Origin of the sequence: Faecalibacterium sp. OF04-11AC (genome assembly GCF_003460645.1) — a bacterium.
In the GTDB taxonomy this organism is placed as follows: Bacteria; Bacillota; Clostridia; order Oscillospirales; family Ruminococcaceae; genus Faecalibacterium; species Faecalibacterium prausnitzii_I.
This window is the reverse complement of record NZ_QTVP01000001.1, coordinates 67,438-88,591: the sequence shown is the minus strand read 5'-3', so window position 1 is coordinate 88,591 and position 21,154 is coordinate 67,438. Positions and strand designations below refer to the sequence as shown.

The following is a 21,154-nucleotide window of genomic DNA, read 5'->3' as shown; positions in this document are numbered from 1 at the left end:
CAAAAAAGAACCGGAAGCACGTCCAAATCAGACGCGCTTCCGGTTCTTTGCCACACTTTAGTTGTTTAAATTTTCTAGCCGGTATTCCGAGGGGGTCTTGCCGGTGATCCGCTTGAACACCCGGGTAAAATAGTTGGCATCGGCATAGCCGCAGGCGGTGCTCACGTCTTTCAGGCTGAGGCGGGGGTCCAGCACCAGCTGCCGTGCTTTCCCCACCCGGTACTCGTTGAGGTAGGCCGAAAAGTTGACCTTGAAGCACTGCTTGAACCTCTTGCAGAAATAGGCATCCGAGTAGCGCAGGGCTGTTGCCGCATCCTGCATCGAGATATCCTCCCGGTAGTGGGCTTCAATAAACGAGAGCATCTCCGCCCGGATGATGGAGGTGCGGACATCCTCGTCCTCTTCCTCGGTGTGGAGCGGGGCAGCCGGGGCCGTAGGCTGTGCCCGGGGCGGCAGCGGCGTGCTCCGGGCTGACACCTGCCGGATGGCGTCCTCTACCGCAAACACCAGCTCCTGCTCCTTATAGGGCTTGAGCAGGTAGTCCAGCGCCCGCACCGCAATGGCCTGCTTGGCGTAAGCAAATTTATCATATCCGGTCAGGAAGAGGATGCCGCAGTTCTTGTCCGTCTCCCGGATCTTGCGGGCCACTTCCAGCCCGGTGTAGCCGGGCATCTCAATGTCCAGGATGACCACCTGCGGGGCCTCCCGGGCAAACAGCTCCAGCGCCTCCCGCCCGTTGCGGGCCTCGTACAGGACAATCAGGTCGCCCAGATACTTTTGCAGCGTCTTGCAGAGGACTTTCCGCTCGATCAGCTCATCCTCCGCCACCAGCAGCTTGCACTTCATGCCCGTTCCTCCTCTTCTCCCTGAGGGATCTCAAACCGGATGACGGTGCCATGCCCCGCCCGGCTGAACACCTGCATTTTTCCTGTATCCGGGTAGAGCATGGACACCCGCCGGAAGATATTTCCCAGTCCGATGCTCTTTCCGGTCTGTTCGCTCTGCCGCATTTTTTCGCTCAGAGCGGCAAGTTCCTCTTCCGTCATTCCTTTGCCGTTGTCGGCCACGGTAACGTACAGCATTCTCCCCTGCCGCCAGACCCGCAGCAGGATGCGCCCGCCCTCCTCGCAGGCTTTCAGCCCGTGGGAGAACGCGTTCTCAATGACGGGCTGCAATGTAAACGACGGCAGCCGCGCCCGCGCCGGGTCTACCAGGATCTGCTTTTCCACGGTAATGCGTCCATCAAACCGCATCTGCTGGAGGTAGATGTAATCTTCCAGCCCGTCCAGCTCCTCTTCCAGCGTCACCTCCTGCTGCTTGGTGCGCAGGTTGTGCCGGAACAGGTTGCCCAGGCTGACGATCATCTTGTCGGTGGTCTCGGCGTCTTCCAGCCGGGCCATGCAGGAGATCATGTTCAGGGTATTGAAGAGGAAATGCGGGTTCACCTGGCTCTTGAGCATCTCCATTCGGGTGTGATCCAGGTCTTTTTCCAGGGCCAGATTCCGCACTTCCTCCCGGTGGAGGGCGTTCAGGGTAGCCAGATGCTCCTGCATGGCGTGCTTCATCTGGTTGAACGTCCCGGTCAGCCGCCCCACCTCATCCTGGCTGTGGACCGGCAGATCCTGCCCGGAAAAATCGTTGTCCGCGATGCTGCGGGAAGCCCGCGCCAGCGCCAGCAGGGGCCGCACCACGGCCCGGGACAGCATATCCAGCAGCACCAGCATCAATGCCAGCGCCATAAGGAACAGCCCCAGATACACCCAGGGCAGCTGCTCCAGCTGGTCGGCCTGTGCACTGTAAGCGGCGTTCTCCTGCTCCAATGTGGCCTGCGTCAGCCGGAGGGCGTACTCGGAGAGGTAATCCTGCAATTCCATCACCCGGTACATCTGGTCCACATAGGTATCCGCCGCCGGGGTCATCTGCAAAAAGGCGTCCCGGTACTTCTGGTAGCCCGCATAGCCCTGCAGCAGGTTCCAGGTGCGGGCGTAGCGGTCCTCGCCGATCTTTTCATAATCAAAGGGCAGCTCCGCCAGGCTGGCTTCAGTGATCTCGCAGGCCGTCTGATACTCCTCCGTGTTCTCTTGCGAGGGCTCCCGCACCATCCGGGAGAACGCCTTGGTCTCCGCCGCCAGCGCATCCTGCACGGTGTAACAGGCGCTGTTATCGGCCAGCATTGCGTCAAAGGCGGTGCTGGTCCACCGCCCCACAGCGGTAGCCATCCCGATGGACACCAGCGTCACGGCCAGAATCGCCCCCAGCCAGCCGGTCACTTTCCGCCGCAGCGAAAGTTCCCGCACCCGTTGCTCTGCCATCTTCTCCCCTCCCCGCTGTTTTGTCCGTTTCGCATTTTCTTTAGTATAGTGTTTTTGCGGGCAAAGTGCAAGCTGAACCAAAAAGCACCGCGCCCCTCCCCGTTTCCGGGAAGCAGAGCGCGGTGCCTTTCTGGTTTTATAGGGTCAAGGGGTCAGCCCTCAGCCGCGGTACTCGGCCGGCAGCTGGTCGAGGGTCTGCCACTTGGTCATGGCTTCCTCCAGCTTCATGCCGTTGGCCACAGCGTCACGGCGGCAGGCGTTGACCGCCTGGATCTCTTTCATCTTCTCACCGGTCAGGCTGTAGCCTTTCATGGCGATGAGGGTGGCAGCCCATGCCACCATGGGGATGATGCAGAACAGCACGATGACCACCCGGTTCATGCCGGGGGTGTAGGGGTCGTACTGGGTGGGCAGGCTCTCCAGGCCGACAAAGCTGACTGCAATGCCGACGACCGTGGCCGACAGGCTGGAGACCAGCTTGTCCACCAGGCTGAACAGGGTGCCCATGATGCCCGGGATGTAGTTGCCGGAGCGGTAGGTCTCGTAGTCGGAGCAGTCGGCCACCATGGGGATGGGCATATCAGCCGTTGCGTAGTAAGCGCCATAGCCGATGCCGAAGAATGCAATGAAGAGGATGGTGTACAGGTTGATCGACAGGCCGTTCTCGCCCATGATGGACAGGGTGAACGCATCGCTCTTGCCCCAGAGCAGCAGCAGCACCAGCACGCCGATGTAGCAGAGGAACGCCACGGAGACATACTTCATCAGGCTGGCCTTCTGGCCCTGCTTCTGGCTGGTGCGGACGGTGAGCAGGAAGAAGGGCACGCTGAACACATAGCCCAGCACCATCATGGGCAGGTAGAGGCCGTCGTAATTGCCCATCATGCAGCCGTACAGCATACAGAGCACGGTGGTGTTGGTGGCGATAGAGAGGGCCAGCTTGCAGCCGGCACCGGCCACCATCAGCCGCTGCATGGGGTTGTTGTTCTTGATGATCTGGAGGTACTCGTGCAGCTTGACCTTCTCGCTGACCTCGCCGCCGATGCCGAAGTACTTGGGCTGATCCTTCTCCCAGATGCCGATAACGGCCAGCAGGGTGAGCAGAATGGAGATGACGATGCCCACGGGAGCCAGGGTGCGGAAGAACCCGGCGGAAGCGTAGCCGCCCTCATAGTTCTTGGCCAGGATGGGGGCAAAGAACTGCATGGCACCCATGCCCAGCAGGCTGCCCACCGTGTTGAAGATGGTAAACAGGGGGCGCTGCTTGGGGTCGTTGGTCAACACGGTCTGGCCGGAGCGGGTGCAGCTGGTCTGGAACGTATAGCCGATGACCCAGACGGCGTACAGAGCCACAAAGGCCGCATAGCGCAGGCCCATGGCACTGGCCGGGATGAGGGGGGTCAGGCAGTACAGCGCCAGGATGCTGGCCGCCATGATGAGGTTGCCAATGACCATGAACGGCCGGAACTTGCCGAATTTGCCGTTGGTGCGGTCCATCAGCGCGCCGATGATGGGGTCGGTGATGGCGTCGAACAGGCGCATCCCCGTGACCATGACCGAGGCAAAGAGCATGGAGAGGGCCAGCACCTTGCTGCCGAAAGTAGCGATGTAGGAAAGCACCAGCACATAGTACACGTTCGTAGCGCCGTTGTTCAGCGGGAACAGCACCAGCTGGTAGGTTTTGGCGCGGTTCAGGCCCGGCGCCTTTGCGGTTTGTTCACCCATTTGCGGTGTCTCCTTTTTTCTAAAAAAGCGGCAGCCTGCCCGCCTTTTGTTGGGGGGACAGGCTGCCTTGGGTTTCTTGCGGGGGATCCTTGGGGAAATGAAAAGAAGAGGAAGGAATCTGCTTGGAGATTACTGCTGGTCCGCCGCGGGAGCGGTGTTCACAGCGCTCTTCTTGGCTTTGAGGGCCTTGCTGAGCTGCCATGCGCAGAGCACGGTCAGCACAGCCAGCACAGCGATCAGTGCATAGATTGCGGTCTGCCACCAGGGGGTCACGGTCTTCAGGGTATCGGTGGATGCCCAGCCGTTCATGGCGTTGGAGTTAACGACGGTGTACAGGATGTGATGCATTGCGTTGCGCATCTGGGTCACAATGTAAGCGTCGTTCTCATAGTTAGCAGCCTTGGTGGTGTGGATCTTGGGCATGGGGCTGTCCCAGATATCGGAACCGGCGATCAGGCCGTCCACCAGATCCATGTACTGGCTGGAACCAGAGAAGTCGGTGATGCACATGCCGCGCATCCCCAGCTCCTCACGCAGGAAGCCGGTCAGCAGGTTCTGGTTTGCGCCGCACCAGGTAGCGCCCCAGCGGTTGAAGCCGGTCATGACATCCCACGCGCCGCCATCGGTGATGGCCTTATCGGCCACTTCCAGATAGATCTCACGGGCGGTCTGCTCGTTCAGCCAGGTGTTCACGCCGCGGCGGCTGGTCTCGGAGTCGTTCAGGGCAACGTGCTTCAGGTAGACGTACACGCCCTTGGACTGGATGCCCTGCACCTCGGCAGCGCAGATGGTGCCAGCAATGAACGGATCCTCAGCGTAATACTCGAAGTTACGGCCGGAGTAAGCGGTGCGGTGCATGTTGATACCGGGTCCATACAGGCCGGAGTAACCCATAGCCAGGCAGTCCTCGCCAATGCAGCGGCCCACATCGTTGATGAGGTCCACATTGAAAGTAGCAGCCATGACATCCTCAGAGGTGTAGCACATGGCGGACGCGCCGCCGGTCAGGGCAGCAGTCAGGCCCTGGGGGCCGTTCTCGTCCTTGGTAGCCGTCTTGCCGATGGAGGCGGCAGCGGCCGTGTTGTGGAAGCCCAGGGTGATGGTGTTGACCATCTCGTCATAGGTCAGCTGATCCAGCAGGGTATTCCACTCGGGATCATCAAAGTCCTTGCCGATCATGGAAGCCAGGGCCAGACCGTTCTTTGCACCCAGAGTGGGCATCTCCACGCTGTCGGCCAGGCTGCCGTCGTACTGGGTGAATGCCAGGTCAGCAGCCAGAGTCTCGTTGGCAGTGAGCTGTGCAGGAGCGGTGGGGATGGTGCCGGTCCAGTCAGAGCGGCTCATCCAGGTGACAGCGCCGGGAGCGTCGCTGCTCTTGTTGGGGTCGGACTCGTCAAACAGGTTGGTGATGGCAGTGCCGTTGGCGCTGACAGCGTAAGTGGTGGTATCCAGAGCGGGGTTGTTCCAGGTGTAAACCAGAGAAGCATCGCCATCAGCGGTCATACGGCCGTTGGTGTTCTCCACGGTGTAGCCCTTGGCTGCCAGGATGTTGTTCAGGGCGTTGTGGGAGTCGGTGCCCACGGCGAAGTAGTAGTCGCCAGCGTCCACGATGTAGGTCTTGGCCTTGTTGGCATCGTAGGTGCGCAGCTCGCTCTTCTTGACGGTGATGTTCACGGTCTCGGAAGCGCCGGGAGCCAGGACATCGGTCTTTGCGAAGCCAGCCAGCTCGACTGCAGCCTTTTCAATGCCGTTGGCCTTGTCATAATCGGTGTAGGGAGACTGGAAGTAGACCTGCACGGTCTCCTTGCCGGAATAGGTCTTGCCGGAGTTGGTCACGGTCAGGCTGATGTCAAAGGCATCGTCAGACTCGGTGACGTTGAAGTTGCTGTAGGTAAAATCAGTGTAGCTGTCGCCGTAGCCGAACGGGTAAGCAACGGTGGTTGCCCAGTCATAGTCGCCTGCGTTGGCAGTGCCCATGACCACGTCCTCGTAGCGGGTCTCAAAGTAACGGTAGCCCAGGTAGATGCCCTCCTGGTAGACGCTGTACATGCCCTGCACGTCGGCACCTTCGGTCAGCAGGTTGTACTCTGCCGCGTTGGGGTAAGCCTGGGTGTAGAAGTTGTACATGGCGGGGTTTGCCAGGTTGTCGTACAGGTAGGTATCGACCAGAGAGCCGGAGGGGGTCACCGCGCCGGACAGCAGCTGGCCCACGCCGTTGATACCGGTCTGGCCCACGTCGCCGATCCACATGGCAGCGTCGATGCCGTAATCCTCACCGCAGATCTCGGGGTTGAGGAAGTCCAGCTCGATGGCGTTGGAACTGTTGAGCAGGACGATGATGGACTTAAAGGTGCCGTTGTCTTTCAGAGCCTTGAGGTTCTGCAGCAGCTCCAGCTCCTCCGCGGAGAGAGTCAGATAGTTGCCGTCGCCCTCCTGGCCGGAGATCCAGCTGTCGTTGGTGCCATTCTCACCGCTGGGCAGGTCAGCACCCTCGCCGCCGGAACGGGAGAGGACCACGATGGCAGCGTCGCCGTACTCAGCAAAGCTGCTCTCCGCGCTGGACAGAGCGCTCCAGGGAGCCTCGTTGACCGCATACTGGGTGTTCGCCTCCAGGGTATCGGAGATGGAAGCAGGGGTCATGCGGCTGTACTTGCTCATCATGGAGTCAGAGCTGTACAGGTTCCACAGGGTCTCGTTGACGGAGATGCCCTGGGACTCCAGAGCCTGCTTGAAGTTGGGAGCCTTGCTGGTATCGACAGAGCCGGAACCGGTACCGCCGTACATCAGGTCCACGGAACCGTGGCCGAACAGGCTGACCTTGGCGCCCTGTGCCAGGGGCAGGGCAGCGTTCTGGTTCTTCAGCAGGGTTGCGCCCTCGGCCTCGACCTGAGCGCACAGCTCAGCCTCATAAGCCTCACGCTCCGCGTCGGAAGCAAAATCGGATTTGAAGTACTCCGTGTCCTCGGTGTTGCTGCTGTCGTGAATGATCTTATAGGTCGATGCATTCAGAGCAACGTTGATGGTGGTGGCGTACTGGTTTGCAATGATATTGCCAACGATGGCCGCGATGGTCAGGATCGCGGTAATGGCAGTCAGAGCAGACCATAGACCCACCTTGGATTTCTTGTTCTTCATGGGTTCTCCTCCTTTTTATTTATACAATAGCCGGCTTTGTGGGAAAGGCGGCGCTTGCCTTGGGGAATCCGCCCGGGCTTACACCCAGTTGGCGCTCTTGGACTTGGTCTTGACCAGCTTGTAGCCGGGGTTGGGGGTGTCCACCTTGCGGAATGCCGCAGTGTCGATGCACTCCCCTGCCACAGCCTGCAGCTTGACCTCGCCGGAAAGGGGCACTTTGAACGTAAAGACATGCTCGCCGGTCTGCTCCGCGATCTTCTGGCCGTCAGCAAACAGGGCAACGGTCTTCTGGTTGGAGTAGACCTTGACTTCGATCTCGCTGGCCGTGCGGTCCGCAAACCGCTTGGAGCAGATGTGCACGAATGCCTCTTCGCTCCACCAGGCCTTATAAAGGTAGAAGCTGTCTTTTTTGGTCTTCCGGTCGAACGTGACCAGACCTTTATGGTTCATGCCCGGCTCGCCGCCCTGGTCGCGGGCGTCGGCTGCAAAATCGAACATGTTCCAGACGTGGGTGGACCACATCCAGGGGTGACGGTCGAAGCAGCGGAGCATGTACTCGTGGTATTTTGCCTGATACTCCTCGGTGTGGTCGCCCCGGCGGGGGTGCTCACTGTGGAGGTTGGGCATCCCCTCGGCGCCGTACTCCGAGAAGCCCAGCGCACGGTTGGGATACACCAAATGGAAGAAGTTGAGCCACAGGTCGTTGAGGAACAGCCCCGGCACATACCAGCCAGGTAGAGGTTCCAGCTCACCAGATCGGTGATGTGGGCCACCGGGTTGAACGGGCCGCACATCGCGTAGCAGGCCAGGGTGGTCAGGCGGGTGGGGTCCATCCGGTGGCACAGGTCGTTGAGCATGTGGTGGTTGTCCAGCATGTCGGCCTTATCCTTGGTGGAAATGGTGATCTCATTGGAGACGCCCCAACAGACGATGCAGGGATGGTTGTAGTTCTGGTAGATCAGCTCTTCCATCTGGGCGATGGTGTTGGCCCGGCCGTTGGGCATGTGCTCCGAGATGTAGGGGATCTCAGCCCAGACCACCATGCCGTACTCATCGCACAGATCGTAGAAGTACTGGTCGTGCTGATAATGGGCCAGCCGGATGGTGTTGGCACCCAGCTCCCGGATGAGAGTCATATCCTCCTCGTGCATCTCCCGGGTGATGGCGTTGCCCAGGCCCTTGCGGTCCTGATGGCGGGAGACGCCGTGGAGCGGGTAAGAGCGGCCATTGAGGAAGAAGCCTTTCTTGGGGTCTACCCGGAAGCTCCGGACGCCCACCCGGGTGCGGACGGTGTCCACCACTTCCCCGCCCTGCTCGAGCTCCACCACGCAGGTGTAGAGGTAGGGGTCTTTCACGCCGTCCCACAGGTGGGGGTGTGCCAGCGTCATGGTGACGTCTTTGCCCTCGGCGGCGGCCACGGTGTTGCCCTCGGCGTCATTCAGGGTGACGCGGACGGTGCCCTCGCCCTCGAGGCGGGTCTCCACCCGGATGTCGGCGGTGTGATCCTTGCACAGGGTGGGCGTCACTTTCACGCCGGTGTCGCCGTAATGGCCCAGTGCAATGTGATCTTTATGGACCACCAGCAGGCTCACGTCACGGTAGATGCCGCCATAGAACGTGAAGTCGGCTTTCTGGGGGTAGACGCGGTCGTTGACGCTGTTGTCCACCTCCACGGTCAGGGTGTTCTCCTCTCGCAGCAAGGTGGTGATGTTGGCGCGGAACGTGGAATAGCCGCCGTCGTGCACGCAGACCTCGGTGTCGTTCAAGACGACCTTTGCGCTGGCGTTCACGCCCTCGAACTGGAGCCAGACCTGCTGGCTGGCCTCCTCAAAGGCCGGAGCCGCAAAACTGGTGCGGTAGACGCAGGTGCCCCGCCAGTAATCGTTGCCGCCGTCCTGGCCGTCGATGGCGTTCCAGGTGTGGGGCAGGTCCACGGTAGTGGTGTTCCCCTCCGGGCCGATGAACTGCCAGTTTTTCATCAGTCGGACAATTTTGCGCATAAGTCGTCTCCTTAAACTTGGTCGTATTTTCACGGGATTCATTCCGTTCGTTTTCGTTCGTCAGTATTTTATCAAAGCAAATATTTTTTGCAAGATGGTTGCGAAAAGTGGTCGTTTTGAGAGGATATTCGGTTTTTTGCTTCCAAATCCAAAGCAAAATCATTGTGCAACTTTCACAATCAGTTGTATCCAACAAATGTTGTGAAAATAAACAGACCGGCAGGTGCATTCCAACACCTGTCGGTCTGTTTTGTTCCGTATTCCGTTTGTTTACCCCTGCTTCAGCGGGAAAATGATCTTGATGGCAAAAAAGCCGTTCTGCGTTTCCGTGGTCAGGGTGCCGCTGTATTTCTGCACGATGCGGCGGAGCACTTTCAGCTCGTAGGCCTCGGTACGGGTCGCGGCAGCCTCCGGCTCCCGAGCCGGGCTGATGACGTTGATGACGATAAAGCTCTGCCGCACGCAGACCAGCAGGTCGATGTTCCGCCGGGCCGGGTCGGGCGTCCGCACGGCTCCCTCTATGGCGTAGTCCAGCGCGTTGGCAAACAGGGCGTACAGGTCGCCGGGCTCAAAGCCCTGCAGGCAGCTGCCGTTGGCCACTGCATTGAGCTGCACCCGCCGGGACTGGCAGAGCAGGGTTTTCTCGGTGAGCACCACGTCCAGCACCTCGTTGCCGGAGTTCGCCCCGGCGTCGTAGAGGCGGGCGGCGTTCTCCGCCTCCTCCAGCGTCTCCCGCGGCACCGCGCCCGGGGCCAGCTTGCGCAAGGCCGCGATCTGCACCCGCAGCTCGTGGCAGCGCTTGTTGATGATGTTCACGTTCTGCCGCGCCACCTGATACTGCTGGCGCTGCCGCTCGTAGAGCAGATTCAGTGTTTCCATCTCCTTTTGGAGGTCGGATTTTTTGAACAGTTCCGTCTGCAGATAGAGCAGCGTCAAAAAGTAAAGCTGCCCGATGAGGGTGGTGCCCACAACACTCATGGGCCAGTCCAGCGCCTGGGCACTGCTTAAAAGCGCCGCCTGCAGCATGAACATAATCCCCATAAAAAACGCGCTGGCCAGCTGCCGGGGCCCGATGTGGTACACGCCTTTGTCCGGGATCTTCCGGGCCAGTGTCCCGCAGATGACTCCATAGAACACCACACCCGTCAGCACCTGCAGCAGCTTGACCGGGACACTGTTCATATTCAGCGGATGGCTTTTCACCGCGCAGAGCAGCTCAAAGAGGTTCCAGCCCTCGTAAGCCGTCTGGGCCGTCAGCAGGCTCCACACCGCGCAGTAGAGGGCACTCTTTTTGTCGATCTCCACACAGGCATAGATCATGGCACCCAGCAGGATAAAAAAGCCGACGTACATTCCCAGCAGGGAGACCTGCAGCTGCACCAGCGAGTTGCTCTGGGCCATGGGGTCCAGCAGCCAGGTCAGGGCCATCAGGGACAGCAGCAGCTCCACGGCCCGGAGCCAGAACCGTTCCCGGTGCTTGAGCGGGTAGCAGAACGCCAGCGCCGCGCCCCACCGCAGCACCGCCCGAAAAACACATGCCTGCCGACAACGATCACAGCACACCTCCCAGATAGGAGGCCACCGCCGTCATAAAGGCGGCTTTCTGGCGACGGCTGATCTCCAGGCGGGCGTCCCCCACCTGCACAAAATCATTTTCCACGCCCCGGACGTACTGCAAGTTGACCAGATAGCACTGGTTGCACCGGGCAAAGTGGTAGGCAGCCAACTGCTTTTCAGCCCCGGCCAGGCTCCCCCGCACCGCGTACTCCTGGGTGGCGGTGTGGTAGTAGAGCATCCGGTTGCGGGTCTCCAGATACAGGATATCGCCGGTGTCCAATAACTGCATCCCGCCGCCCGAAAGCTGCAGGGCCACCTGCCCACCCTTGCGGCGCTGCACCCGCTGGATGGCCCGGGAGAGCTTGGTGCAGAACGCCCCATAGCTGACCGGCTTGAGCACATAATCCAGCGCGTCCACCTCGTACCCCTTGATGGCGTACTGGGCCATGTTGGTCACGAACACCAGCACCACATCCGGATCCACCGCGCGGATGCGCTCCGCCGCCCCGAAGCCGCCCAGCCGGGGCATTTCCACATCCAGAAAAATGATGTCATACCCGGGCTGGTACCCCTCAGCAATGACGGCCCCGTCCGCAAAGGGTTCCACTTCCGCCTGCAGGCCCTGCTCCCCGGCGTACTGCCGGATGAACTGGCACAGGCTCTCCCGCACCTCGGTCTGGTCTTCCACCACCGCGATCTTCAGCACGGCTGCTCCTCCTTTTCACACTTCCTGTTTTTCGGCTTACCGGTGTCCCTCCAGCCAGCGCAGCGCAAAGTAGCTGTACGCCGCGCTGCCCTCCCAGAGGACGCTGTCATCAAACCGGACTTTGGGGTGGTGCTGGCCGTAGCGGTAGCCCCGCTCCGGGCTGCCGCAGGCCAAAAACATGCTCACCGTGGGCACCTCATGGCTCACGAATGCAAAGTCCTCACTGCCGCCGCCAGGTTTTCCACCCGTGAGCGGGGCCATATCCATGGCACCTTTCCCCAACAGGTCGGTCATATAGGTCATGGCATCCTGTGCCAGGGCCTTGTCCACCATCATGCAGGGGCAGTAGTCCGAGAACTCCACCTCCGCTGTGCAGCGGAACGCCTTTGCCACGCCCTCGGAAATCTCCGTCATCCGCTGCCGGATGAACGCCCCGGTCTTGTTGTCGGGGTCGGTGGTGCGGATGGTGCCCCACATCTCGGCGGTGTCCGGGATGACATTGGAAGCCGCTCCCGCCGCAAACCGCCCGGTGGTCAGCACGCCAAAATCATTCTGGGAGAGTTCCCGGGCATTGATCTCCTGCAATGCAATGTGGATATGGGCCGCGGCCGTAATGGGGTCGATGCAGTTTTCCGGCATGGAACCATGGCCGCCTTTGCCGTGCACCACAATGTGGTATTGCTCACAGCTTGCCATGGTGATGCCGCCGCCCGGCACCAGCACCTCGCCCAGAGGCAGAGGCATCCCGGCCAGCACATGGAACATGACCGCCGCGTCCACTTTCGGGTTTTCCAGCAGGCCGTTGGAGATCATATCCGGGGAGCCCTGGAAAATCTCTTCGGCCGGCTGGAATTCCATCTTGACGGTGCCTTCGATCTCCTCCTCGTGCTCTTTCAGCAGCTTTGCCGCACCCAGCATCATGGCCGTGTGCATATCGTGGCCGCAGCCGTGCATCTTGCCCGGCACCTCGGAGGCAAACACCTCTCCGGACTCCTCAAAGATGGGCAGGGCGTCCATATCGCCCCGGAGCAGGATGGTCTTGCCCGGGCGCTTTCCCCCGGCCAGGGCGAGGACACCCGCCCTGCCGCAGTCCTGCGGCGCATAGCCCATCTCGGTCAGGGCCTGCTTGACCAGCGCCTTGGTCTTGGGCAGGTCAAAGCCCACCTCCGGGTTGCGGTGGATCGTCCGCCGCCATTTCTGCAGCTGAGGCTGCAGGGTCTTCGCTTCATCCAGCAATTCATTCGGCTTCATCATTCAAACATCGCTCCTTTGCAAAACGCCCTCTCAGGCAGCTGAGAGGGCGGATGACCTTATGTTACTCCTGCGTGTTACCAGCTCCGTCCGGATGGTACTGTGCACAGGTGCACTTTTTCCATTTGAGGCCGCTGCCGCAGGGGCAGGGGTCGTTCCGGCCGATCTTGATGACCCGCACCGGCTGGCCCTTGGGGGCACCCTTGACACCGGGAGCACCGTTGCCGGGCACAAAGCCCTCTCCGGTAGGCTTGGCCACCTGCTCCCGCTTGGGAGCGGCACCGGCTTTCCGCACCTCGATGGTCAGCAGCATCTTGATGCTGGACTCCCGGATGGAATCCACCATCTGGTCAAACATATCAAAGCCCTCGATGCGGTACTCGACCACGGGGTCTTTCTGGCCGTAGCCGCGCAGCGCAATGCCCTGCCGCAGCTGATCCATATTATCAATATGGTCCATCCACTGGCGGTCTACGCACTTGAGCAGGCAGATACGCTCCAGCTCCCGCATGAGGGGGGCACCGTAGCGCTGCTCTTTATCGTTGAGGACATCCATGCCGCGGTCATACAGCAGATCGGCGATACCCTCGCGGCTCAGGCTGTCATAATCCTCCACCGTGTAATGGAAGTCGGCATCGGTGGTCAGCCAGCCCTGATAGTGACGGCGGAGAGCACCAAAGTCCCACTCATCCTTGACATCGCCCGCCAGGAACTGGGCGCAGGAAGAGTCGATGTTCTCCCGCAGCATCTTGTGCATCTCGGCGGAGATGTCTTCGCCGTCCAGCACTTTGTGGCGCTGGCCGTAGATGATCTCGCGTTGCTGATTCATGACGTCGTCGTACTTCAGCACGTTCTTTCGGATCTCAAAGTTGCGGCCCTCCAGCTTCTTCTGGGCACTTTCGAGGGTGTTGGTGATCATTCGGTTCTCGATGGGGGTGTCCTCGTCGATCTTGAGGGTATCCATCAAGCCCGCCACACGGTCGCCGCCAAACAGGCGCATCAGGTCATCTTCCAGGCTCAGGTAGAACCGGGAAGCACCGGGGTCGCCCTGACGGCCGGCACGGCCGCGCAGCTGGTTATCGATGCGGCGGCTCTCGTGCCGCTCGGTGCCGATGATGAACAGGCCGCCTGCCTTGCGCACCTCGTCGGCCTCGGCCTCAATGGCGGGCTTGTACTGAGCGTACAGCTCCTCAAACCGCTTGCGGGCTGCCAGAATATTCTCGTCGGTGGTTTCCCCGTGGCCGTCGGATTCGGTCAGCAGCAGCTCCACAGCGCTGGGGTCGGCGTCCTCAGGCTTTTCGGGGTTGAGCAGATTCTCACAGAAGTGCTCCTTGCGCATCTGGGCCTTGGCCATGAACTCGGCGTTGCCGCCCAGCATGATATCGGTACCACGGCCTGCCATGTTGGTGGCGATGGTGATGGCACCCTTTTTGCCGGCCTGCGCCACGATCTCAGCTTCACGCTCGTGGTTCTTGGCGTTCAGGACGTTGAAATCCCGGGTGTAGCGCTGGAGCATCTTGGCCAGCGTCTCGCTCTTCTCCACGCTGACGGTACCCACCAGCACCGGCTGGCCATTCTTATGGCACTCCATCACCTGCTCAATGACCGCCTTGTACTTGCCGTTGACGGTCTTGTACACGGCGTCCGGGTAATCCTTGCGGATGTTGGGGCGGTTGGTGGGCACGGTGACGATGTTCAGGCCGTAAATTTCCGTAAACTCGGTGGCCTCGGTCTTGGCCGTACCGGTCATACCGGCCAGCTTCTTGTACATGCGGAAGTAATTCTGGAACGTGATGGTGGCCAGCGTCTTGCTCTCGGCGGCGATCTTGACGCCCTCCTTGGCCTCGATGGCCTGGTGCAGGCCCTCGTTGTACCGGCGGCCAATCATCAGACGGCCCGTGAACTCATCGACGATGATGACCTCGCCATCCTTGACCACATAGTCGATATCCCGCTGCATGACGCCGTAAGCCTTGATGGCCTGGTCGATGTGGTGGGCCAGGGTCATATTCTCAGCAGCAGCCAGGTTCTCGATCTTGAAGTATTCCTCGGCCTTTTTGATGCCCTTGGCCGTCAGGGTGCAGGTCTTGTGCTTTTCGTCCACGACGTAATCGCCATCGGCCTGCTCATCGGTCTCCACCTTGTCTTCCAGCTCCACCACCACGCTCTTGCGCAGGGTGCGGACAAAGCGGTCCACCTGGGTGTACAGGCTGGAGGAGTCCTCGCCCCGGCCGGAAATGATCAGCGGGGTGCGGGCTTCATCGATCAGGATGGAGTCCACCTCATCGACGATGGCATACACATGGCCGCGCTGCACCATGTTGTCCTTGTAGGTCACCATGTTGTCGCGCAGGTAGTCAAAACCAAACTCGTTGTTGGTGCCGTAGGTGATATCGGCATTGTAAGCACGGCGGCGGGCATCGCCGTCCAGCCCCTGCACGATGAGGCCCACGGTCAGGCCCAGCCAGCGGTAGAGCTTGCCCATCCACTCGCTGTCGCGCTTGGCAGGTAATCGTTGACGGTAACGATATGCACACCCTCGCCGGTCAGAGCGTTCAGGTAGGCGGGCAGGGTTGCCACCAGCGTTTTGCCTTCACCGGTCTGCATCTCAGCGATGTCGCCCCGGTGCAAGGCGATGCCTCCCGTGACCTGCACGGGGAAATGCTTCATGCCCAGCACACGCCAGGCAGCCTCACGGCAGACGGCAAAAGCATCCGGCAGGATCTCATCCAGCGTGGAGCCAGCAGCCAGTTTTTCTTTCAAGGCCGGGGTCTGGGCCTGCAGCTCAGGATCGGACATGGCCTGATACTTGGGCTCCAGTGCCAGCACCTGCTTGGTCAGGGGGTTGATCTTTTTCAGCTCTCGGTCCGAGAAGCTGCCAAAGAGTTTTTCAGCAAGGGACATTGATCACACCTCATCTATCAAAAATCCGGGCAGAAGCCTGCCCGCGCGGAAAACTAACATACAGATATATGATACACCAAACCCGCAGAGCCGTCAAATCCAACTCCCCTGTTTTTCCGGTGTTTTGAATGAACTTTCTGTAAAATCATTCCCATCGGCGTCTCTTTGCCGCATCTTTTCCAAAACAAAACAGCGTCCGTACTTTTTGCAAAGCGCGGACGCTGTCGGTTTTTGTCTTCTGTTTTTTAAAGGGTTTCCAGCACCCCGGGCAGCTGGCTTATGTCGTCGATGACATGGGCGCACACGGCCTCCAGCCGGGCGCGGGACTGATGCCCGCTGGTGCAGAGGACGCATTTTGTCCCCATGGCAGCCGCCACCTCGGCATCGTGGGTGGTATCCCCCACCATCACGCAGGCGGCAGGGTCCACCCCGCTGTTCCGGAGCCAGTCTTTGCCCACCTGCACCTTGCTCACGCCGTAAATGTCCTGAAGACCGAGCAACTCGGTAAAATAGTCCTCAAGACCCCGCGCGCGTACCTGCTCGATCAGGTAATCGCGGCGGGAGGCGGAAAGCACAGCCTGCTGCCAGCCCCGGCGCTGGAGCTCTGCCAGCGTGGCGGCGGCGTTTGCCATGGCCGGGCAATGCCGCTCGACTCCGGCGTTATAGTGCTCCATAAACCGGGCAGCCAGCTCCGGGTAGGGGTGTCGGGCAAAATCAAACCCGGCGCGGAGGTAATATTCCTCAATGGGGAAACCAAAGATCTCCCGGTATTCGGCAAGGTCATACCGCTGGGGGTAGCCGTGCGTTTCCAGCATCCAGTTCAGGCACCCGTGGGTGAAATCCACATCGTCCAGCAGGGTCCCGTTCCAGTCCCAGAAGATGATTCCGTTTGGCTGCATGGCTTCCTCCTTTTGTGAGGGCTTACTCAAAAATCTTTTTCAGGGCGGTGTTGGATTCAATGATCTTCACCAGCAGCACACCCAGCACGGTACAGCTGATGAGCTCGCCGATGCCCACCGAGATGCCGTTGGACACGCAGGCCAGCCAGAGCGGAACCGAGGAGCCCGGCTCCGGGAAGAGCACCGCGATCTCAATGCCGATGATGACGGCATTGAACGCCACCGGAGGCAGCGAGGCCGGGATTGCCAGCCCGCCGATGCGGACATTGCGCAGCTTGTAGGTCACCACGCAGGCCAGCAGCGTTGCCAGCGTGCCAAGGATGACATCCACGATGGTGGAGCCCAGCAGGTTTGCCAGGAAGCAGCCCAGCACCACACCTGCAATATACTCCGCGCCAAACACGGGCAGCAGGCAGAGAGCCTCGGCCACACGCACCTGCACGGCACCGTAAGAGAGCGGCTGCAGCGCCATGCAGAGCACAACGTACAGGGCTGCCACCACCGCGCAGCGGGCCAGTTTGCGGACGGAAACATTATTTTTCATATACTACTCCGGCGGAATGAATTTTGACCGCGCAGGGACCGCCAGTTCCTGCGGGTTTGGCCCGGCGTGGTTCGAGACACACCGGGGAGCCTAAAATCCTAAGTTGCTCTTTGGAGCTGTGCACCAGGCACAACAGAGAGAATTATAGCATAAAAATGATGAGAATGCAACAAAAAGCCCTCTCCGCTTCGCTTTGCTCAGCACCTCTCCCAACGGGAGAGGCAAGACTTGGCTCCCTCTTTGGGGGAGCTGTCGAGCATTTGCGAGACTGAGAGGGCGTATTTTTAGTCTCTTGCGTGGCCCACATACACCAGCGCCAGGGTATCGGGGCCGGTGTTGGCAGAAACGACGCCACCCAGCGTAAAGGTGGTAAGCGGGTCTTTGCCAAAGGCTTTCTTGCAGGCCTTTTCCAGCTCTGCCGCCTGCGGGATGTTGGTGTGACCGATCATATAATCAAAGTCTTCCACATCCCCGGCGCGCTTCTTGCACAGCTCGATCATAGCAGGCACCACTTTGTCGTCGCCGCGCACTTTCCCCTCCACCTTGGTCTTGCCGTCGATGAGGGTGATGATGGGCCGGATGCCCATAAGCTCGCCCATGACAGCGGCGGCGGCGGAAATGCGTCCGCTCTTCTTCATCTGTTTGAGGCTGTAGGGTCCCAGGATGATCTCCATCCGGTTCATCTTGTCCTCAAACTCGTGGATGACCATGGGGATCTCCGCGCCGTTGCGCAGCTTGCGGGCCATCTCACACAGGTACCAGCCAAACACCATAGAGTAGGTGTGGGGGTCGATGAGGTGGATCTTCAGGTGGTGCTCCGGGCGCTCTTCCCGCAGCATTCCCTGTGCCATCACGGCGTTGTTGTAGGTGGAGGAGCCAGACTTGTTGATGGGCACATGGATGACATCCGTATAGCCCTCGTCCACATACTTGCAATACTGCTCACAGAACTGGATGGGGGTGATGGCCGCCGTGGAGGGGATGCCCTTGGCAGCGCGCATCTTGTCATAAAATTCAATGTTGGTGCAGCTCTCCCGCTCCACATAGTCCACATCGTCCAGCAGAATGTGGAAGCCCATAATGTCAATGCCGTACTTCTCGGCCAGCTCCTGCGGGATATCGCAGGAGGAATCGGTCAAAATTGCAATTTTGCTCATAGTTTCCTCATTTCCATTCATAGTCGCGCAGGTGGCCATGGTCCAGCAGCTCCGGGAAATCCCACTGACGCAGGGCTTCATACACGCCCACCGCCACACTATTGGAAAGGTTCAGGCTGCGGCAGGTGTCCCGCATGGGCATCCGGACGCAATGCTCCTGATTGGCCGCCAGCAAAGCCTCCGGCAGGCCCGCGTCCTCCCGCCCGAAGACAAGATACGCCCCGTCCGGGTAGGCCACGTCGGTGTAGCGCTGAGGCGCTTTGGTGGTAAAGTAGTAAAACGGGCCCTCGTTCTTGGCAAAAAAGTCCTCCAATCCATCATAGTAATGGATGTCGAGGTAGTGCCAGTAATCCAGCCCGGCGTGCTTGAGCTTTTTGTCATCAATGGCAAAGCCATAGGCCCCACCAGATGCAGCCGACAGGCCGTGCAGGCACAGGTGCGGGCCACATTGCCGGTGTTCTGGGGGATGCGGGGCTCCACCAGCACGATATTCAGCGTCGGTTTATGTTCCATCGGCTCGCCCCCTTAAAGCTCCCGCAGCGGGCACAGGCGGGGCAGCAGCGGCTCAAACCAGACACCGAAGCGGGTATCCTGGTCGGCGGGCGTCTTCTGGATGGCCAGGGAGACGAACTCCGCCGCGTTGTCCGCCGCCGCGCTCATGACATTGCCCTGAATGAGCGAGCCGATGAGCACTGCCCCATACAGATCTCCCGTGCCGGGGAAGCTCCGCTCAATGTGCAGCTTTTTGATGACAAAACGGTCCCGGCCCGCACCCGCGCAGCCAATGTACTTTCCCATGGCCACCCCGGTAACGATGGCATCCGGGGCCAGCGTGGTCAGCTCGTCGGCCAAAGCCTGGGCCCCAGCCTCGTCGAAATTCTCCGGGAGCGTTTCTTTCCGGAGCAGCAGCCCGGCTTCTGTCACGTTGGGCAGAATAAGGTCTGCCCGCTGGCAGAGGGTCCGCATCCGGTCGATGAATTCCGGGGTCACGGTGGAGTAGGCCTTGCCGTTATCCCCCATCACCGGGTCCACCACTTTCTTGGCCGCAGGCCACAGGTCAAAGGCTTTTTCCGCAATCGCCGCCTGCGCCTCGCCGCCGAGGTATCCGGTATAAATACAGTCAAATTCCAGTCCCAGCTCCCGGTAATGCTCCAGCGCGGCCATGCCGTAATCACAGCCGTCCAGCCGGGCCGGGGTGCCAAACCCGCCCGTATGGGTCGAGAGCACCACGGTGGGCAGCGCCACAGGCTGCACGCCCATGACCGACAGCACCGGCAGGATGACTGCCAGGCTGCACCGCCCCACCCCCGAAAGATCGTGGATGCAGAGAACTTTCTTTGGTTCCGTCAATTTCAGCAAAAAAGAAGCCTCCTTCGCAGAATGCGCTGCCCGGCACGGTGCACACACCAAGCCGATTTTATCAGCGTATGATACAGTATACCACATTTTCCTGCGCAAAAAAAGCGCATAGTGGATTCTTTGGCGGAAATACTAGGAACATCGCCTGAAAAATTTGTGAACAGAGAGGAGAGTCCCCATGAAAAGCACATCTCATTCCAGCCCCACCGGCTCCCTGCTGCTGGGCATGGCTGCCGGAGCCGCGCTGGGCGCCGTGGGCACCATGGCCGCTACCCAGAACCAGCGGCAGGTCAAGCGCACCGCCCGCAAACTGGCCAAAGGTGCCGAGCACGCTATCTGCAGCTGGATAAAATGGTAGATAACTTTGTAGAGCAGCATATGGACAGCTAAATTCTGATTCCCACCGCACGCGGGGCCTTTGGGCTCCGCGTGCTTTTTGCTGCCCTTCGCTCTTGACCCCGCCCTGCAAACCCGATACAATAAAGATAATCTGAATCGGAACAGGAAAGGAAAACACTATGGGAATCGTTGTAATTGGCGCGGTGTTTGTGGACATCAAGGGCTATCCCCTCTCCACCTATATCCCGGGCGGACGGAATGCCGGCCGGGTAGAGCAAGTGCACGGCGGTGTGAGCCGCAACGTGGCGGAGGACATTGCCAATGTGGAGCTGCGGCCCACATTCGTCAGTCTGGTAGACGACACTGGCATAGGCCAGGATGTCATCAACAAGCTGAAGGCCCACAAGGTCAACACGAAGTACATCCGGACGGTACCGGATGGTATGGGCACCTGGCTGGCTGTCTTTGACAACGACGGCGACGTCTGCGCCGCCATCTCCAAGCGGCCGGACACCAGCCCCCTCACCCGCCTGCTGGAAGAAAAGGGCGATGAGATCTTCAAGGACTGTGACAGCATTGCGCTGGAGCTGGATCTCGAAAAAGATACCGTCAAGCAGGTGCTCCGCTTTGCCAAGAAGTACAATAAAAAAGTTTTTGCGGCAGTCTCCAACATGAGCATTGCCATGGAGCGCCGGGATTTCCTGCAGCAGATCGACTGCTTCGTCTGCAACCAGCAGGAAGCCGGGCTCCTCTTCTCGGACGATTACAACCACCTGAGCCCCGCTCAGATGCGGGAAGTTCTGGCCGCCAATGTCCACAGTGCCAATATCCCCTGCATGGTGGTCACCATGGGTGGTCAGGGCGCTGTCTACGCCAGCCACAGCGGTGAGAGCGGTATTGTCCCCGCCAAAAAGGTAAACGTCATTGACACCACCGGCGCAGGCGATTCGTTCTTTGCCGGCACAGTCATTGGCCTGACCTACGGCAAAAATCCGGCCCAGTCCTGTGAGATCGGCAGCCGTCTGGCTGCCTCGGTCATCTGCACCTCGGACAATGTCTGTCCCCGCTTCCGCCCTCTGGAATTCGGGCTGGATATTCCTGTTGTAGACTGAATCCATCTCCCATAAAGTAAAAAAGAGTGCTGACAGCTCGTTTGAAAGCCGTGCAGCACTCTTTTTTTTGCAGTAAGTCCTCCGGAGACGCAAAAAGAGCCTTCCCACTCTCCGGAATGGGAAGACTCTTTGTAAGTTTAACCTTTTGCCTTAG

The 21,154-nt window shown here is 60.0% G+C and carries 13 protein-coding genes, 3 pseudogenes and 1 riboswitch; of the genes and pseudogenes, 2 read left to right on the top strand and 14 right to left on the bottom strand.

Annotation, left to right across the window (positions count from 1 at the left end):
* Window positions 1–57 precede the first annotated feature (57 nt).
* The 14 genes and pseudogenes from DXA70_RS00365 to DXA70_RS00300 form a co-directional block, all read right to left on the bottom strand.
* A complete protein-coding gene (locus DXA70_RS00365) occupies window positions 58–846 on the bottom strand; it encodes a response regulator (RefSeq protein ID WP_022256717.1) in 789 nt (262 codons plus the stop codon).
* Entirely contained in the window at window positions 843–2,312 is a 1,470-nt protein-coding gene (locus DXA70_RS00360; protein WP_128117230.1) for a histidine kinase, read from the bottom strand. The genes DXA70_RS00365 and DXA70_RS00360 overlap by 4 nt, the downstream gene beginning before the upstream one ends.
* Window positions 2,313–2,471: 159 nt before the next feature.
* Entirely contained in the window at window positions 2,472–4,037 is a 1,566-nt protein-coding gene (locus DXA70_RS00355; RefSeq protein WP_128117229.1) for an MFS transporter, read from the bottom strand.
* 129 nt (window positions 4,038–4,166) lie between these two features.
* Entirely contained in the window at window positions 4,167–7,172 is a 3,006-nt protein-coding gene (locus tag DXA70_RS00350) for a glycoside hydrolase family 3 protein (RefSeq protein ID WP_128117228.1), read from the bottom strand.
* A 78-nt stretch (window positions 7,173–7,250) separates the two neighbouring features.
* A pseudogene (locus DXA70_RS00345) lies at window positions 7,251–9,172 on the bottom strand (glycoside hydrolase family 2 TIM barrel-domain containing protein).
* Window positions 9,173–9,442: 270 nt separating this feature from the next.
* On the bottom strand, window positions 9,443–10,693 hold the full coding sequence (locus DXA70_RS00340) for a GHKL domain-containing protein (RefSeq protein WP_128117227.1): 1,251 nt from the start codon (window positions 10,691–10,693) through the stop codon (window positions 9,443–9,445).
* Window positions 10,694–10,724: 31 nt separating this feature from the next.
* Window positions 10,725–11,435 carry a LytTR family DNA-binding domain-containing protein gene (locus DXA70_RS00335; protein ID WP_112115289.1) on the bottom strand — a complete coding sequence of 237 codons (711 nt, stop codon included), beginning with the start codon at window positions 11,433–11,435 and terminating at the stop codon, window positions 10,725–10,727.
* 36 nt (window positions 11,436–11,471) lie between these two features.
* On the bottom strand, window positions 11,472–12,689 hold the full coding sequence (locus DXA70_RS00330) for a M20 family metallopeptidase (RefSeq protein ID WP_128117226.1): 1,218 nt from the start codon (window positions 12,687–12,689) through the stop codon (window positions 11,472–11,474).
* Window positions 12,690–12,750: 61 nt separating this feature from the next.
* Window positions 12,751–15,590, bottom strand: a pseudogene (secA, locus tag DXA70_RS00325) (preprotein translocase subunit SecA).
* Window positions 15,591–15,835: 245 nt separating this feature from the next.
* Window positions 15,836–16,489: an HAD family hydrolase gene (locus tag DXA70_RS00320; protein WP_112115286.1), complete on the bottom strand. Its 654-nt coding sequence runs from the start codon at window positions 16,487–16,489 to the stop codon at window positions 15,836–15,838.
* Window positions 16,490–16,511: 22 nt separating this feature from the next.
* Window positions 16,512–17,033: a QueT transporter family protein gene (locus DXA70_RS00315; RefSeq protein WP_128117225.1), complete on the bottom strand. Its 522-nt coding sequence runs from the start codon at window positions 17,031–17,033 to the stop codon at window positions 16,512–16,514.
* A gap of 6 nt (window positions 17,034–17,039) precedes the next feature.
* Window positions 17,040–17,142, bottom strand: a riboswitch (PreQ1-III riboswitch).
* Between the two features lie 175 nt (window positions 17,143–17,317).
* Window positions 17,318–18,190 (bottom strand): DegV family protein, encoded by an 873-nt coding sequence (locus DXA70_RS00310; protein ID WP_128117224.1) that lies wholly within the window; start codon window positions 18,188–18,190, stop codon window positions 17,318–17,320.
* 7 nt (window positions 18,191–18,197) lie between these two features.
* A pseudogene (locus tag DXA70_RS00305) lies at window positions 18,198–18,703 on the bottom strand (tRNA (cytidine(34)-2'-O)-methyltransferase).
* Between the two features lie 12 nt (window positions 18,704–18,715).
* Complete coding sequence (locus DXA70_RS00300) at window positions 18,716–19,549, bottom strand: pyridoxamine kinase (protein ID WP_243000894.1); 834 nt, start codon at window positions 19,547–19,549, stop codon at window positions 18,716–18,718.
* A 178-nt stretch (window positions 19,550–19,727) separates the two neighbouring features.
* On the opposite strand from DXA70_RS00300, the gene DXA70_RS00295 reads away from it, so the two are divergent.
* Both DXA70_RS00295 and DXA70_RS00290 read left to right on the top strand, forming a co-directional pair.
* Window positions 19,728–19,907, top strand: a complete 180-nt coding sequence (locus DXA70_RS00295; RefSeq protein ID WP_243000891.1) for a hypothetical protein — start codon at window positions 19,728–19,730, stop codon at window positions 19,905–19,907.
* 160 nt (window positions 19,908–20,067) lie between these two features.
* Window positions 20,068–21,000 (top strand): carbohydrate kinase family protein, encoded by a 933-nt coding sequence (locus DXA70_RS00290; RefSeq protein ID WP_128117222.1) that lies wholly within the window; start codon window positions 20,068–20,070, stop codon window positions 20,998–21,000.
* The last annotated feature ends 154 nt before the right edge of the window (window positions 21,001–21,154 follow it).

Coding starts and splice junctions, on each gene's coding strand:
- DXA70_RS00360 (WP_128117230.1), bottom strand. CDS start 2,312: ATGGCAGAGCAACGGGTGCGGGAACTTTCGCTGCGGCGGAAAGTGACC.
- DXA70_RS00315 (WP_128117225.1), bottom strand. CDS start 17,033: ATGAAAAATAATGTTTCCGTCCGCAAACTGGCCCGCTGCGCGGTGGTG.
- DXA70_RS00295 (WP_243000891.1), top strand. CDS start 19,728: ATGAAAAGCACATCTCATTCCAGCCCCACCGGCTCCCTGCTGCTGGGC.
- DXA70_RS00350 (WP_128117228.1), bottom strand. CDS start 7,172: ATGAAGAACAAGAAATCCAAGGTGGGTCTATGGTCTGCTCTGACTGCC.
- DXA70_RS00290 (WP_128117222.1), top strand. CDS start 20,068: ATGGGAATCGTTGTAATTGGCGCGGTGTTTGTGGACATCAAGGGCTAT.
- DXA70_RS00310 (WP_128117224.1), bottom strand. CDS start 18,190: ATGAGCAAAATTGCAATTTTGACCGATTCCTCCTGCGATATCCCGCAG.
- DXA70_RS00355 (WP_128117229.1), bottom strand. CDS start 4,037: ATGGGTGAACAAACCGCAAAGGCGCCGGGCCTGAACCGCGCCAAAACC.
- DXA70_RS00330 (WP_128117226.1), bottom strand. CDS start 12,689: ATGATGAAGCCGAATGAATTGCTGGATGAAGCGAAGACCCTGCAGCCT.
- DXA70_RS00365 (WP_022256717.1), bottom strand. CDS start 846: ATGAAGTGCAAGCTGCTGGTGGCGGAGGATGAGCTGATCGAGCGGAAA.
- DXA70_RS00320 (WP_112115286.1), bottom strand. CDS start 16,489: ATGCAGCCAAACGGAATCATCTTCTGGGACTGGAACGGGACCCTGCTG.